This window comes from Klebsiella sp. GL120222-02, assembly GCF_003097195.1.
Classification (GTDB): domain Bacteria; phylum Pseudomonadota; class Gammaproteobacteria; order Enterobacterales; family Enterobacteriaceae; genus Klebsiella; species Klebsiella variicola.
The window spans coordinates 188,085-202,412 of the sequence record NZ_QEQO01000006.1 but is presented as its reverse complement, the minus strand read 5'-3'; the positions used below and the strand labels follow the sequence as shown (position 1 = coordinate 202,412).

Annotated in this window: 13 protein-coding genes; 6 read left to right on the top strand and 7 right to left on the bottom strand. The window is 58.7% G+C overall.

All coding sequences use genetic code 11. The features are described 5' to 3' along the window. The first annotated feature begins 257 nt into the window (after positions 1-257). Positions 258-1,460, top strand: a complete 1,203-nt coding sequence (gene gltS, locus N438_RS18610) for a sodium/glutamate symporter (protein ID WP_008806809.1) — start codon at positions 258-260, stop codon at positions 1,458-1,460. Positions 1,461-1,574: 114 nt separating this feature from the next. On the opposite strand, the gene glpK is transcribed toward gltS, so the two are convergent. Continuing rightward, positions 1,575-3,086 (bottom strand): glycerol kinase GlpK, encoded by a 1,512-nt coding sequence (gene glpK, locus N438_RS18605; RefSeq protein ID WP_008806810.1) that lies wholly within the window; start codon positions 3,084-3,086, stop codon positions 1,575-1,577. Between the two features lie 21 nt (positions 3,087-3,107). Continuing rightward, entirely contained in the window at positions 3,108-3,959 is an 852-nt protein-coding gene (locus N438_RS18600; RefSeq protein ID WP_012967047.1) for an MIP/aquaporin family protein, read from the bottom strand. 442 nt (positions 3,960-4,401) lie between these two features. Between N438_RS18600 and zapB the strand changes: the two genes are divergently transcribed. From zapB to N438_RS18580, 4 genes are all read left to right on the top strand, one after another. Then, on the top strand, positions 4,402-4,647 hold the full coding sequence (zapB, locus tag N438_RS18595; protein WP_008806812.1) for a septal ring assembly protein ZapB: 246 nt from the start codon (positions 4,402-4,404) through the stop codon (positions 4,645-4,647). A 151-nt stretch (positions 4,648-4,798) separates the two neighbouring features. Next, entirely contained in the window at positions 4,799-5,788 is a 990-nt protein-coding gene (locus tag N438_RS18590; RefSeq protein ID WP_002922936.1) for a sulfate ABC transporter substrate-binding protein, read from the top strand. A 246-nt stretch (positions 5,789-6,034) separates the two neighbouring features. Continuing rightward, entirely contained in the window at positions 6,035-6,805 is a 771-nt protein-coding gene (locus N438_RS18585) for a CDP-diacylglycerol diphosphatase (RefSeq protein ID WP_162493227.1), read from the top strand. A gap of 64 nt (positions 6,806-6,869) precedes the next feature. Further along, complete coding sequence (locus N438_RS18580) at positions 6,870-8,174, top strand: SLC13 family permease (RefSeq protein WP_012540294.1); 1,305 nt, start codon at positions 6,870-6,872, stop codon at positions 8,172-8,174. 92 nt (positions 8,175-8,266) lie between these two features. On the opposite strand, the gene tpiA is transcribed toward N438_RS18580, so the two are convergent. Together tpiA and N438_RS18570 are read right to left on the bottom strand one after the other, a co-directional pair. Beyond that, positions 8,267-9,034: a triose-phosphate isomerase gene (gene tpiA / locus N438_RS18575; RefSeq protein WP_002922909.1), complete on the bottom strand. Its 768-nt coding sequence runs from the start codon at positions 9,032-9,034 to the stop codon at positions 8,267-8,269. Positions 9,035-9,143: 109 nt separating this feature from the next. Then, positions 9,144-9,743 carry a YiiQ family protein gene (locus tag N438_RS18570; protein ID WP_008806815.1) on the bottom strand — a complete coding sequence of 200 codons (600 nt, stop codon included), beginning with the start codon at positions 9,741-9,743 and terminating at the stop codon, positions 9,144-9,146. 112 nt (positions 9,744-9,855) lie between these two features. Here N438_RS18570 and N438_RS18565 point away from each other — a divergent pair, with 112 nt between their 5' ends. Further along, the gene (locus N438_RS18565) at positions 9,856-10,284 is read left to right on the top strand and encodes a DUF805 domain-containing protein (protein WP_004173894.1); all 429 of its coding nucleotides are present in this window, start codon (positions 9,856-9,858) and stop codon (positions 10,282-10,284) included. Here N438_RS18565 and fpr read toward each other — a convergent pair whose 3' ends face one another. The 3 genes from fpr to recG all read right to left on the bottom strand — a co-directional run bounded on the left by fpr (position 10,285) and on the right by recG (position 14,324). Further along, positions 10,285-11,031, bottom strand: coding sequence for a ferredoxin--NADP(+) reductase (fpr, locus tag N438_RS18560; RefSeq protein WP_012540295.1), 747 nt, complete (start codon positions 11,029-11,031; stop codon positions 10,285-10,287). Between the two features lie 150 nt (positions 11,032-11,181). Continuing rightward, entirely contained in the window at positions 11,182-12,192 is a 1,011-nt protein-coding gene (gene glpX / locus N438_RS18555) for a class II fructose-bisphosphatase (protein ID WP_002922903.1), read from the bottom strand. Between the two features lie 50 nt (positions 12,193-12,242). Further along, positions 12,243-14,324: an ATP-dependent DNA helicase RecG gene (gene recG, locus N438_RS18550; RefSeq protein ID WP_008806816.1), complete on the bottom strand. Its 2,082-nt coding sequence runs from the start codon at positions 14,322-14,324 to the stop codon at positions 12,243-12,245. Between the last annotated feature and the right edge of the window lie 4 nt (positions 14,325-14,328).

Below are 14,328 nucleotides of genomic sequence, written 5' to 3'. Positions count from 1 at the left end.
GGAATTTTATCGGACTGTAGACCAAAAGCAAACGTTTGCCAGCATTTGGTCATAAAAATTTATGCCGTGAATATGCGCAACGAGGTTATTAACATTTTGTATGCTAAATCGCATCATTAAGGATACAAAATATCTTTTTCTGTCATTTTTTCCGCCGTTCTGCGTAAAATCCCCTTCTGACTCCTCATGATGAGAAGCTAAAGACACCAGGAATTACGTCGCGTGTGAATGGATCATGCGCCCATAAGGAGCTTTTTATGTTTCACCTCGATACCTTATCGACGCTCGTTGCCGCAACGCTTGTGCTATTGCTCGGCAGAAAACTCGTGCAAACCGTTCCCTTCCTCAAGAAATACACCATTCCTGAACCTGTTGCCGGCGGTTTGCTGGTAGCGCTGGCGCTGCTGGTGCTGAAGAAAAGCATGGATATCGAAATTGATTTCGATATGAGTCTGAAAGACCCGCTGATGCTGGCGTTCTTCGCCACCATCGGTCTTAACGCCAACCTCGCCAGCCTGCGGGCCGGCGGCAAGGTGCTGGGCACTTTCCTGATCGTGGTGGTTGGCCTGCTGCTGCTGCAGAATGCCCTCGGTATCGGCATGGCGACGCTGCTGGGGCTGGATCCGCTGATGGGCCTGCTGGCCGGGTCGATTACCTTATCCGGCGGCCACGGCACCGGGGCGGCGTGGAGCAAGCTGTTCGTTGAACGCTACGGTTTTGCCAACGCCACCGAAGTGGCGATGGCCTGCGCGACTTTCGGCCTGGTGCTGGGCGGCCTGATCGGCGGTCCGGTGGCTCGCTACCTGGTGAAGCACTCTTCCTCTCCGGACGGCACACCGGACGATCAGGTGGCGCCAACCGCCTTTGAAAAACCGGACGTGGGGCGGGTGATCACCTCGCTGGTGCTGATCGAAAGTATCGCCCTGATCGCTATCTGTCTGACGGTGGGCAAGGTGGTTGCGCAACTGCTGGCGGGCAGCGTCTTCGAGCTGCCGACCTTCGTCTGCGTGCTGTTTATCGGTGTGATCCTTAGCAACAGCCTGGCGCTGGCGGGGTTGTACCGGGTGTTCGATCGCGCGGTATCGGTGCTGGGCAACGTCAGCCTGTCGCTGTTCCTCGCCATGGCGCTGATGAGCCTCAAGCTGTGGGAGCTGGCCTCGCTGGCGCTGCCGATGATTATTATCCTGGCGGTGCAGGCGCTGGCGATGGCGCTGTATGCGGTGTTCGTTACCTACCGGATGATGGGCAAGAATTACGATGCCGCGGTGCTGGCGGCGGGCCACTGCGGGTTTGGTCTGGGCGCAACGCCGACGGCGATTGCTAATATGCAGGCGATTACCGACCGCTTTGGCCCGTCACATATGGCCTTCCTGGTGGTGCCGATGGTGGGAGCGTTCTTTATCGACATCGTCAACGCACTGGTGATTAAGCTATACCTGCTGCTGCCGATGTTTGGCTGATAAAAAACCCGGAAGCGGTGCTGCGCACCTGTCCGGGCTACAAGATCGTGCTGTTTGGGGTTTTGTAGCCCGGCTAAGGCGTTTACGCCGCAAGCCGGGAATACCTCCACAATCTTACGCTTCGTCGTGCTCTTCCCACGCTAACGCGCGTTTCACCGCTTTCTTCCAGCCGCTGTAACGATAGTTACGCTCAGTGGTTTCAATCCCCGGGCGGAATTCGCGCTCAATCACCGCTTTCTCCTGCAGCTCGTCCAGATTCTGCCAGAAACCGACCGCCAGACCCGCCAGATAGGCTGCGCCCAGCGCCGTCACTTCGCGTACTTCCGGACGCTCGACACGGGTGCCGAGGATATCGGACTGGAACTGCATCAGGAAGTTGTTAGCCACCGCGCCGCCGTCCACGCGCAGGGCGTGCAGACGAATGCCAGAGTCTGCCTGCATCGCCTCCAGCACATCGCGGGTCTGATAGGCGATGGACTCCAGCGTCGCACGGATAATGTGGTTGGAGTTCACGCCGCGGGTGAGGCCGAAAATCGCGCCGCGGGCATACGGGTCCCAGTATGGTGCGCCAAGACCAGTGAACGCGGGTACCACGTATACGCCGTTGGTATCCTTCACTTTGGTGGCGAAGTACTCGGAATCGAAGGCATCGCTGATGAGCTTCATCTCGTCGCGCAGCCACTGAATAGACGCGCCGGCCATAAACACCGCCCCTTCCAGAGCGTAGTTCACCTCGCCGCGCGGGCCGCAGGCGATGGTGGTCAGCAGACCGTGGGTGGAGGTGACCGCTTTTTCGCCGGTATTCATCAGCATAAAGCAGCCGGTGCCGTAGGTGTTTTTCGCCATCCCTTCTTTGACGCACAGCTGGCCGAACAGGGCCGCCTGCTGGTCACCGGCGATCCCGGCGATAGGAATACGGGTCCCGCCTTTACCACCGATGTTGGTCTGGCCGTACACTTCGGAAGACTTGCGCACTTCCGGCAGCATGGCGCGCGGAATGTCCAGCGCGTCGAGCATTTTGTCGTCCCAGTCCAGCTCGTGGATGTTGAATAGCATGGTACGTGAGGCGTTGGTGTAGTCGGTAACGTGCACGCGGCCCTGGGTCATCTTCCAGATAAGCCAGGTGTCAACGGTGCCGAACAGCAGCTCGCCGCGTTTCGCACGTTCACGGGAACCTTCGACATGGTCGAGGATCCATTTTACCTTGGTGCCGGAGAAGTAGGGGTCCACCACCAGGCCTGTGGCCTTGCGGATATACTCTTCCATCCCGTCACGCTTGAGCTGCTCGCAGATCTCCGCGGTACGGCGGCACTGCCAGACGATGGCGTTGTAGATGGGTTTACCGGTCTCACGCTCCCACACCACCACGGTCTCACGTTGGTTGGTGATGCCGATGGCCGCGATCTGATCGGAGTTGATATCCGCTTTGGCCAGCGCTTCGACCAGCGTCGAGCTTTGGGAAGCCCAGATTTCCATCGGGTCATGTTCGACCCAGCCTGGCTTAGGATAAATTTGTTCAAATTCTCGCTGGGAGACGCTGACGATATTGGCATCATGATCCATCACAACGGCCCGGGAGCTGGTAGTGCCCTGGTCAAGCGCAACGATATATTTTTTGTCGGTCATAGTCGGTGTCCCGTAGTCAGATTACAGCGAAGCTTTATGTTGAGTGGTGGAAGAGGAGGGGCTCTGTTGCTCTTCATCCACGCAGGTGTCGCAAGGCAGGTGACGGCCAATCAGCTTACGATAGCTGAATGCGCCCAGCGCCGCGCCGACCACCGGTGCGCACAGCGGCACCAGGAAATAAGGAATATCTTTGCCGCCGGTGAAGGCGACGTCGCCCCAGCCGGCCAGCCAGGCGAAAGCTTTCGGGCCGATATCACGCGCCGGGTTCATGGCGAAGCCGGTCAGCGGTCCCATGGAGGCGCCAATCACCGCAATCAGCAGGCCGATCAGCAGCGGAGCAAGCGGGCCGCGCGGCACGCCGTTGCCATCGTCGGTCAGCGCCAGGATGACGCCCATCAGGATAGCGGTAATCACCATCTCTACCGCGAAGGCCTGCACAAAATTGATATGCGGGTTCGGATAGGTGGAGAAGATGCCGGCCAGATCGAGGCTTTCTACGCTGCCGCGGACCATATGGTGGGTAGTTTCATAATCGAGGAAAAGATTGTAGTAAAGCCCGTAAACTAATGCCGCAGCGCAAAAGGCGCCAGCGAATTGCGAAATGATAAAAGGGACCACTTTGCGGCCATCGAAGCAGGCGAACAGCCACAGTGCGATAGTTACCGCAGGGTTAAGGTGCGCACCGGAGACCCCAGCGGTCAGGTAGATCGCCATGGCGACGCCCAGACCCCAGATGATGCTGATTTCCCATTGCCCGAAGCTGGCTCCCGCGACCTTGAGCGCAGCCACGCACCCAACGCCGAAAAAGATCAACAACCCGGTACCGAGGAACTCTGCGATGCACTGGCCTTTTAAGGTTGATGTTTGGCTCATAATCGAATCCTGAAGCGTGGTGATGATTATTGTATGTAGGGTGGTCACAGACGACCATATTGCCATGTAGGCATAGTGTTAATTTATCGTTAACGAGCAAAAACGAGAAATATCGAACTTCAAATGTGTGTACCGCGTCAAGAAAATGAGCGTTTTCGCGCCATCCGCGCGCATTGAGACCGGTGCCGGAGCGTTTCACCTCGCATTTTGTTAACCATAAAATTAACAATGACCCATGAAGTACGAGCGAACTGCGCTGAAAGCACCAGGTAAAGACTGAAAAGTGTTGCAAACCGCAATCTGCGCGGCTTGCCGCTGGACAGGGGCGGCGGGGATTCATACAATCGACGATAACACCGCTATGTGCGCTAATTTTCGTTAAGGCGGGACCGCGTATACGAAACACGAGTTTCTATCAACGCCTTGCAAGTTCAGGAGAGGTATGACGATGTCATTAGAAGTGTTTGAGAAATTAGAATCTAAAGTTCAGCAGGCGATTGATACCATCACTCTGTTGCAGATGGAAATCGAAGAGCTGAAAGAAAAGAACAACACCCTGGTTCAGGAAGTTCAGAGCGCGCAGCACGGTCGTGAAGAGCTGGAGCGCGAAAACAGCCAGCTGAAAGAGCAACAGCAGGGCTGGCAGGATCGCCTGCAGGCGCTGCTGGGCCGTATGGAAGAAGTCTAATCGCTTCGCGCCCTCTCCCGGCCGGGAGGGGGCAATCCTTATTCACCTCTTTATATCCACAAGTTATAGCCAATCTTTTTTTATTCTTTAATCATTGAATCGCTTTCTGGCACGCTTAGCCCATCACAACACACATAAAGAGAGCGGTGCGATGAATAAGTGGGGCGTAGGGTTAACTCTGTTGCTGGCATCCGCCAGCGTTCTGGCAAAAGACATTCAGCTTTTAAACGTTTCTTATGATCCAACGCGCGAGCTGTACGAACAGTACAACAAAGCGTTTAGCGCGCACTGGAAGCAGGAGACCGGCGACAACGTGGTGATCCGCCAGTCGCACGGTGGTTCTGGCAAACAGGCGACCTCAGTGATTAACGGTATTGAAGCGGATGTGGTCACGCTGGCGCTGGCCTACGACGTAGACGCCATTGCTGAACGCGGCCGTATCGATAAAAACTGGCTGAAACGCCTGCCGGATAACTCCGCACCGTATACCTCAACCATCGTGTTCCTCGTCCGCAAGGGCAACCCGAAACAGATCCATGACTGGAACGACCTGATCAAACCGGGCGTGTCGGTCATTACCCCGAACCCGAAAAGCTCCGGCGGCGCCCGCTGGAACTATCTGGCAGCCTGGGGCTATGCTCTGCATCAGAATCACGGCGACCAGGCCAAAGCCCAGGAATTCGTCAAGGCGCTGTATAAAAACGTGGAAGTGCTGGACTCCGGCGCGCGTGGTTCGACCAATACCTTCGTAGAACGCGGCATCGGCGATGTGCTGATTGCCTGGGAAAACGAAGCGCTGCTGGCGACCAACGAACTGGGCAAAGACAAGTTTGAAATCGTGACCCCGAGTGAGTCGATTCTGGCTGAGCCGACCGTCTCGGTGGTCGACAAAGTGGTGGATAAAAAAGGCACGCGCCAGGTGGCGGAAGCGTACCTGAAGTATCTCTACTCGCCGGAAGGCCAGGAGATTGCGGCGAAGAACTTCTACCGCCCGCGCGATCCGAATGTGGCGAAGAAATATGCTAACGAGTTCCCGAAACTGAAGCTGTTTACTATCGATCAGGAGTTCGGCGGCTGGACGAAAGCGCAGAAAGAGCACTTCTCCAACGGCGGCACCTTCGACCAGATTAGCCAGCGTTAATCCTCTTGTCCCTGCTTGCGCTACGCTTAGCAGGGCTACAGTTCTGCTTCGTCTGGTAGCCCGGGTAAGGTGGAACGCCGCGACCCGGGGAATCCCCGGCTTTCTCTGCGCTTAGCCGGGCTACTATTTGCACCGTCCGTAGCCCGGGTAAGGCGCCAGCCGCTACCCGGGATAACGCCCCGCCCGCCATCTGTTTTCATTTAGTCATCAAATTACGTTACTCTTCCGCTTCAGGCTTAACAGGGAATGAAAATGAGAAGAGTAAGATACTTTTTGCTGGCGCTGCTGGTGGCGATCCTCGCGGCGCTGGCGGGCGGCTACTACTGGCTGCACTCCGGCAACCCGGACGCATTACGCAAGATTGTCCTGCAGCAGTGCGTCCCCCATCAGCAACAGCAGCAAAATCCGTCGCCGTGCGCGGAAGTGAACCTCAAGGGCGGCTATGTGCTGTTTAAAGACCGTAACGGCCCGCTGCAGTATTTGCTGATGCCGACCTACCGCATTAACGGCACCGAAAGCCCGCTGCTGCTGGATCCGCTGACGCCGAACTTCTTCTGGCAGGCCTGGCAGGGACGTGAAATCATGAGTCAGCGTCACGGCGCGCCGGTTCCTGATAACGCGATATCGCTGGCGATTAACTCGCGCAGCGGACGCACGCAAAACCATTTCCATATTCATATCTCCTGCCTGCGCCCCGATGTGCGCGCGCAGTTAGATAAGGATGCGGCGGCGGTCAGCAGCCGCTGGCTGCCGCTGCCGGGCGGGCTTCAGGGCCATGAATACCTGGCGCGCCGGGTGACGGAGGCCGAACTGGCCCAGCGCAGCCCGTTCCTGATGCTGGCGGAAGAGGTGCCGGAGGCGCGTGAACATATGGGACGCTTCGCGCTGGCGATGGCGCAGCAGAGCGACGGCTCGCTGGTGCTGCTGGCGACGGAGCGTAACCTGCTGACCCTGAACCGGGCTTCAGCGGAAGAAATTCAGGATCATCGTTGCGCCATCCTTAACGCAAACCACTAGTTCTGGCGTTTACCTGTCTTACCTGTCGTCGTATTCTTGCTGAAAAAAACGACAGGAGACAGGCATGTCGCTCTGGCTTACCCACCCGCTGTTCCTTCCTTCATTGATTGTCGGCGTCACCATTGTGCTCTGGGCGACGTCGCTGCTGCCGGAATTTATCACCGCGCTGCTGTTCTTCGCGGCGGCGATGATGGCGAAAATCGCTCCGCCGGAGGTGATCTTTGGCGGCTTTGCCTCCTCGGCGTTCTGGCTGGTGTTCAGCGGCTTTGTGCTCGGTATCGCGATCCGTAAAACCGGGCTGGCGGACCGGGCGGCGCAGGCGCTGTCTGCGCGGCTCACTGACTCCTGGCCGCGGATGGTCGGCAGCGTGGTGTTGCTGAGCTACGCGCTGGCGTTTGTGATGCCTTCCAACATGGGGCGTATCGCGCTGCTGATGCCGATCGTGGCGGCGATGGCCCGCCGCGCGGGCATTGTCGATGGCAGCCGCGGCTGGTTCGGCCTGGCGCTGGCGGTGGGGTTCGGCACCTTTCAGCTTTCGGCGACGATTTTGCCCGCTAACGTGCCAAATCTGGTGATGAGCGGGGCGGCGGAAGGCTCGTACGGTATCCATCTGAATTATGTTCCCTATTTACTGCTGCATACGCCGGTGCTTGGCTGGCTGAAAGGGGCGGTGCTGGTGGCGCTGATTTGCTGGCTGTTTCCCGGCAAGCCGCATCCACCGCGTGACCTGGCGCCGCTGCCGCCGATGAGCCGCGACGAGAAGCGTCTGGCGTGGCTGCTGGCGGTCGTCCTCACGCTATGGGTGACCGAGAGCTGGCACGGCGTCGGCCCGGCGTGGACCGGCCTGGCGGCGGCAGTGGTCACGCTGCTGCCGCGGGTGGGCTTTATCAACGGTGAGGAGTTTGCCAGCGGGGTGAATATGCGCACCTGCATTTATGTTGCCGGGATTCTGGGACTGGCGATCGCCGTTACCCAAACCGGAATTGGCGGTGCGGTGGGCAATGCGCTGCTGCAGGTGATGCCGCTGGATAAAGACAATCCGTTCACCAGCTTCCTCGCCCTGACCGGGATAACCAGCGCGCTGAACTTTATTATGACCGCCAACGGCGTGCCGGCGCTGTATACCACTTTTGCGCAGAGCTTTGCCGACGCGACCGGCTTTCCGCTGCTCAGCGTGATCATGATTCAGGTGCTGGGGTATTCCACGCCGCTGCTGCCCTATCAGGCGTCGCCGATCGTGGTGGCGATGGGGTTAGGCAAGGTCCCGGCGAGGGCGGGGATGCAACTGTGTCTGGCGCTGGCGGCGGTGAGTTATCTGATTTTACTGCCGCTGGACTACGCGTGGTATCAGCTGTTGGGGAAACTGTAACGGCAAAAGAAAGCCCGGCTTGCGCTGTGCTAAGCCGGGCTCCCACGTTTTGTCAGTCACCCCGGTCGCGTTTCGCTACCGGGAAAAGCGAATTACGCTTTTTTCGCTGCTTCTGCTGCTTTAACGATCACCGCGAAAGCGTCAGCTTTCAGGGAGGCGCCGCCAACCAGCGCGCCGTCGATGTCCGGCTGGGTGAACAGCTCTGCTGCGTTGCCAGCGTTAACGGAACCACCGTACTGGATGATCACTTGCTCAGCGATTTTCGCGTCAGCTTTAGCAATGTGGTCACGGATGAATTTGTGCACCGCCTGAGCCTGAGCCGGGGTCGCGGATTTGCCGGTACCGATAGCCCATACCGGTTCGTAAGCGATAACCACGCCTTCGAAAGCGGCAGCGCCCTGCGTTTTCAGCACGGCGTCGATCTGACGTGCGCAAACTTCTTCGGTTTTGCCCGCTTCGTTTTCGGCTTCGGTTTCACCGATGCACAGTACCGGGGTCAGACCCTGCTCTTTCAGCACAGCGAATTTCTTCGCGATCAGCTCGTCGGATTCTTTGTGGTAGGTACGACGCTCGGAGTGGCCGATGATGATGTACTGTGCACCGATATCTTTCAGCATTTCGGCGGAGGTTTCACCGGTGAATGCGCCGGACAGGTTCACGTCAACGTTCTGCGCGCCCAGGTGAATGTGGCTGCCTTCTGCCGCACGTTTAGCCAGGTCCAGATACATTTCCGGCGGGGCGATGGCAACTGCACAGCCGCTTACGCCAGCCAGTTCGGTACGCAGGTTCGCAACCAGTTCGTTTACCATGTGGCGGCTGCCGTTCAGTTTCCAGTTACCCATCACTAAAGGATGTCGCATTTTAATTCTCCACGCTACTTAAGCGAATTAAGGAATATAGCCGCCCCAGAGGGCAGCATGGTCTGTGAAACAGTATAGAGACTCGTCACTGGAAAGGCTTTGCTTTTTGTCATTTATTGTTGCCTTCCAGCGTTTCAGATAACGCCAGCTTAATCGGTTCAATGGCGAAGGTCAGACCCTTTTCGCCATGATCTGCCACCACATAGCGTACAGCGCCTTCGGTATCGGCAAAGTAGCGTTTGCCCTTGCCGGCGGTCAGCAGTTTCTGCAGCTTTTGCTGGCTTTGCGCCGGGCTAAGGGTGGGGACAAAGGCGCGGATCATGGCGCTCATATACTCCAGCGCTTTGGCTTTCGCCGCCTTTTGCTCCGGCCCCTGGATCGGCAGCCAGGTGATCTGCATGGATTTGATCTTCAGCGTGCCGCGCTCCAGCGCGGTCGAGGCATAGAGATTTTCATTAATTTTGCTGGCGGCGCGGGTCAGATTAGCCTGATCCCGGCTGGTGGCGATGGAACGGAATTCGTTCAGGGGCAGCTTCGGGTTATCGGCGTTAAATTTTTCCCGGAACTGGCTGATCGACAGGTCAAAACTCGGGGCGCCAGAGAGCAGATAGGGCGCCGCTGTCGCCGATTCGCTTTCTGCGGACAACGCGTGCGGGCCGACGGTCAGGCCCATCAGCCCACTTAAACACAAGATTGTCCACTTCTTCATGCCCGTCGTTCCTTTTTTTGCCTGCTGACGATTAAATCGGGAAGCGCGGCGCTTGTCAAAAAGTCACGACGCCAGGGTAAACTACGCAGACGATGATGATAAGGAAAAACGCATGACCCTACAGCAGTGGTTATTCTCAATTAAAGGGCGCATTGGCCGCCGCGATTTCTGGATCTGGATTGCCATTTGGCTGGTGACCATGAGCGCCCTGTTTACCCTGGCAGGCAGCAATCTTCTCAACCTGCAGACGGCGGCGTTTATTATCGTCTGCCTGCTGTGGCCGACGGCGGCGGTGGTGGTCAAGCGGCTGCACGATCGCGGCAAATCCGGACTGTGGGCGCTGCTGATGATTCTGGCGTGGATGCTGCTGGCGGGGAACTGGGCGATGCTGCCGCAGGTCTGGCAGTGGGGCGTCGGGCGCTTTGTGCCGACGTTGATTATCGTCATGATGTTGATCGACCTGGGGGCGTTTGTCGGCACCCAGGGCGAGAATAAGTTCGGCAAGGAGACCCAGGACGTGCGCTGGAAAGCGGACGCCTGATTACCAGTAGTGCTCCGCTGTCATATGGCCCGGCCGGCGACGCAGATGTTTGGTCATCTGCCGGGTCTCTTTTAACAGCTGTTGGGTATCGCGCACCATTTGCGGGTTGCCGCACAGCATTACGTGGCTGGTGTCGGTGTTCATCGCCAGCCCGACCGCCTCTTCCAGCGCGCCGGTTTCAATCAGGAACGGCACCCGGCCGGTCAGCGAGCCTTCCACAGTTTCGCGGCTGACCACGGTCTGGATGCGTAATTTACCGGCGTAGCGCTGCTCAAGCTCGCGCATCAGCGGCAGATAGCTCAGGTCCGCGGCGTAGCGGACGGCGTGAACCAGCACCAGGTTGTTAAAGCGTTCAAGATCTTTGCCTTCCTGCAAAATTGACAGGTACGGCCCGAGGGCAGTGCCGGTCGCCAGCATCCACAGGGTATCGCAATCCGGTACCTCCTCGAGGACGAAGAAACCTGCCGCTTCACTCACCACCAGGACTTCATCGCCCGGCTTCAGCGCCGCCAGACGCGGGCTCAGCTTGCCTTCCGGGACGGTGACCAGATAGAACTCGAGATCGGGATTGCCGGGGGCATTGACGTAGGAGTAGGCGCGCTGCACGCGTTCTCCGTCGATTTCCAGTCCGAGCTTGGTAAACTGCCCGGCGGTAAACGGATGAACAGGCGCCCGCACGTATAAACTGAACAAGGCATCCGTCCAGTACTCCACTTTTGTCACTTTGCCGCTAACCCAGTCCGCCATCGTCTTCTCCTGTTGCCAAGCGATGCCTTATCTTCGGTCCAGACGAGTAAGATTTCCACCCCGAAGGCACAAGAAAGCTCTATTGATCAAATATAAACGAAGAACAGGGCAACCGCCTGCGGACGGTTGCCTGGGAGAGAAAAAGCGGTATTACAGGATGTGCTGCTGGATGTCCGGATCTTTACGGTCGAGGTAATGAATCGACTGAATACGACGGATAGTGCGCGACTTGCCGCGGATCAGCAGCGTCTCGGTGGTGGCCATGTTGCCCTTGCGGGTGATGCCGTCCAGCAGATCGCCTTTGGTGATCCCGGTGGCGGAGAAGACGACGTTATCGCTGCGCGCCATTTCATCCAGACGCAGCACTTTGCCTGCTTCAATGCCCATGGTTTTGCAGCGCGCCAGCTCGTTTTCACCGATGCGGCGGTTCTCTTCGTTATCGCCCTTCACGTGGTGGCGAGCCAGCAGACGCCCCTGCATATCACCGTCGAGGGCGCGGATCACTGCGGCGGAAACCACCCCTTCCGGCGCGCCGCCGATGCCGTACAGTACGTCGACTTCGCTATCCGGCATGCAGGTGAGAATAGAGGCCGCGACGTCGCCATCGGGAATCGCGAATACACGCACGCCCAGCTGCTGCAGCTGGGCAATGACCGCGTCGTGGCGCGGTTTCGCCAGCACGGTGACGGTCAGCTCGCCCAGCGGCTTGTTCAGGGCGCGGGCGATATTGTGCAGGTTCTCTTCCAGCGGCAGATTGAGATCGATAGCGCCTTTAGCACCCGGGCCGACGATCAGCTTTTCCATATACATATCCGGCGCGTTGAGGAAGCAGCCCTTATCGCCGACCGCCATCACCGCCAGGGCGTTGGCCTGGCCCATCGCCGTCATGCGGGTGCCTTCGATGGGATCGACAGCGATATCTACCGCATCGCCCTTGCCGGTACCCACTTTTTCGCCGATATAGAGCATCGGCGCTTCATCGATTTCGCCCTCGCCGATGACGATGGTGCCGTCGATATTGACGAGGTTAAGCATAATGCGCATGGCGTTAACCGCTGCGCCGTCGGCGGTATTCTTATCGCCGCGGCCCAGCCATTTATAGCCCGCCAGCGCGGCGGCTTCGGTGACACGCGAAAATTCGATGGCCAGTTCTCGTTTCATAATCCACTCGTTGTGTAGAAAAATTGCCCGCAGCGCGGCAAAAGCGCGCGCTACGCGTTGGAATAGCGTTCGGTTTCCGGCATCCAGCGCTCGATAAGCGCCTGGGCCTGCAGCGGATAGCGTTCATGAATATGGCGAGCAATGCGTTGAACGTCGGGGATCATCGCCTGATCGCGCAGCAAGTCCGCTACTTTAAATTCGGCGTTGCCGGTCTGGCGGGTGCCGAGCAGCTCGCCGGGACCGCGGATTTCGAGGTCTTTCTGGGCGATGACGAAACCGTCGTTGCTGTCGCGCAGGACCTGCAGGCGTTTCTGAGCCGTTTTGGAGAGCGGCGATTTATAGAGTAGCACGCAGTGGGAAGCGACCGCACCGCGCCCGACGCGCCCTCTGAGCTGGTGCAGCTGCGCCAGACCCAGACGTTCCGGGTTTTCGATAATCATCAGGCTTGAGTTAGGCACGTCAACACCGACTTCAATCACCGTGGTGGCCACCAGCAGATGCATCTCGCCCTGCTTGAAGGCCTGCATCACCGCCTGCTTCTCGGCCGGTTTCATCCGCCCGTGGACGAGGCCGATATTAAGTTCCGGCAGCGCCAGTTTGAGCTCTTCCCAGGTCGCTTCCGCCGCCTGGGCTTCCAGCAGATCGGACTCTTCAATTAGCGTACAAACCCAATAGGCCTGGCGCCCTTCGTGGGTGCAGGCGTTGCGTACGCGGTCGATAATATCGCTGCGCCGGGTGTCCGGGATGGCGACGGTGGTCACCGGGGTTCGGCCCGGCGGCAGCTCGTCGATAATCGAGGTGTCCAGATCGGCGTAGGCGGTCATTGCCAGGGTGCGGGGGATAGGCGTGGCGGTCATGATCAGCTGATGCGGGTGGAACCCCTGCTGCTGACCTTTTTCCCACAGCGCCAGCCGCTGATGCACGCCGAAGCGGTGTTGTTCGTCGATAATCACCAGCGCCAGGCCGTTAAACTGCACCTGCTCCTGGAAGATGGCGTGAGTGCCGACAATCATCTGCACTTCGCCGCTGGCGATAGCCTCCTGCTGCGCCTGACGGGCTTTGCCTTTCTGTTTGCCCGCCAGCCAGCCGACTTCTATGCCCAGCGGTTCAAACCAGCTGCGGAAGTTATTGGCGTGCTGTTCGGCAAGCAGTTCGGTGGGCGCCATCAGCGCCACCTGTTTGCCGTGGGCGATAGCGCGCACGGCGGCCAGCGCGGCGACCAGCGTTTTACCGGAGCCAACATCGCCCTGCACCAGGCGCATCATCGGCACGTCCAGCGCCATATCGTGTTCGATCTCGGCGGTAACCCGCGCCTGCGCGCCGGTGGGCTTAAAGGGCAGGGAGGCCAGCAGCTGGTTTTTCAGGGTATCGTTGGCGCCGAGCGGCAGGGCGTGATAGCGCTGGGCGCCTGCCCGCAGCGCCAGCATGCTGAGGTTATGCGCCAGCAGCTCTTCCAGAATCAGACGCTGCTGCGCCGGGTGCTTGCCGCTTTCCAGCTCGCTAAGTTGCAAGGAGGGAGGCGGACGGTGCAGCGTACGCAGCGCTTCCGGCAGGCTCATCATCCCCTGCGCCAGCTCCGGTGGCAGGAGTTCGCTAATCGCGCAGGTTTCCAGGAGCTCAAGCGCCTGATCGGTGAGCTTGCGCAGGGTCGCCTGCTTGATGCCTTCGGTGGTCGGATAGACCGGAGTTAACGTTTCCTGAAGCTCCGGGGTGCTCATATCGCCCTGGACGCGGTATTCCGGGTGGATCATCTCGGCGCCGTACTTCCCGCGTTTGGCTTCACCGTAGGCCAGCACCCGACGACCAGTCGCGAGGCTGTTTTTCATCGCCGCGTTAAAGTTGAAAAAGCGCATGGTGAGGATGCCGGTGCCGTCGCTGATCTGGCAGGTCAACATCCGCCGGCCGCCGAAGGTGATATTGCTGTTGAGCACTTCGCCTTCCACGGTGGCATAAACCCCGGGAAGCAGCTCGGCTATCGGGTAAAGATGGGTGCGATCTTCGTAACGCAGCGGCAGGTGCAGCAGCAGGTCCTGAACCGTATGCAGGCCGATCTTCGCCAGTTTACTGCTTTGCGCAGCGCCCACACCGGTGAGTGAGCTAAGCGGAACGGCATCGAGCAGGCGGCCTGACATCAGG

Bases quoted from the DNA above. Each gene is read 5' to 3' on its own strand.
- gltS (WP_008806809.1), top strand. From the start codon at position 258: ATGTTTCACCTCGATACCTTATCGACGCTCGTTGCCGCAACGCTTGTG.
- glpK (WP_008806810.1), bottom strand. From the start codon at position 3,086: ATGACCGACAAAAAATATATCGTTGCGCTTGACCAGGGCACTACCAGC.
- N438_RS18600 (WP_012967047.1), bottom strand. From the start codon at position 3,959: ATGAGCCAAACATCAACCTTAAAAGGCCAGTGCATCGCAGAGTTCCTC.
- zapB (WP_008806812.1), top strand. From the start codon at position 4,402: ATGACGATGTCATTAGAAGTGTTTGAGAAATTAGAATCTAAAGTTCAG.
- N438_RS18590 (WP_002922936.1), top strand. From the start codon at position 4,799: ATGAATAAGTGGGGCGTAGGGTTAACTCTGTTGCTGGCATCCGCCAGC.
- N438_RS18585 (WP_162493227.1), top strand. From the start codon at position 6,035: ATGAAAATGAGAAGAGTAAGATACTTTTTGCTGGCGCTGCTGGTGGCG.
- N438_RS18580 (WP_012540294.1), top strand. From the start codon at position 6,870: ATGTCGCTCTGGCTTACCCACCCGCTGTTCCTTCCTTCATTGATTGTC.
- tpiA (WP_002922909.1), bottom strand. From the start codon at position 9,034: ATGCGACATCCTTTAGTGATGGGTAACTGGAAACTGAACGGCAGCCGC.
- N438_RS18570 (WP_008806815.1), bottom strand. From the start codon at position 9,743: ATGAAGAAGTGGACAATCTTGTGTTTAAGTGGGCTGATGGGCCTGACC.
- N438_RS18565 (WP_004173894.1), top strand. From the start codon at position 9,856: ATGACCCTACAGCAGTGGTTATTCTCAATTAAAGGGCGCATTGGCCGC.
- fpr (WP_012540295.1), bottom strand. From the start codon at position 11,031: ATGGCGGACTGGGTTAGCGGCAAAGTGACAAAAGTGGAGTACTGGACG.
- glpX (WP_002922903.1), bottom strand. From the start codon at position 12,192: ATGAAACGAGAACTGGCCATCGAATTTTCGCGTGTCACCGAAGCCGCC.
- recG (WP_008806816.1), bottom strand. From the start codon at position 14,324: ATGTCAGGCCGCCTGCTCGATGCCGTTCCGCTTAGCTCACTCACCGGT.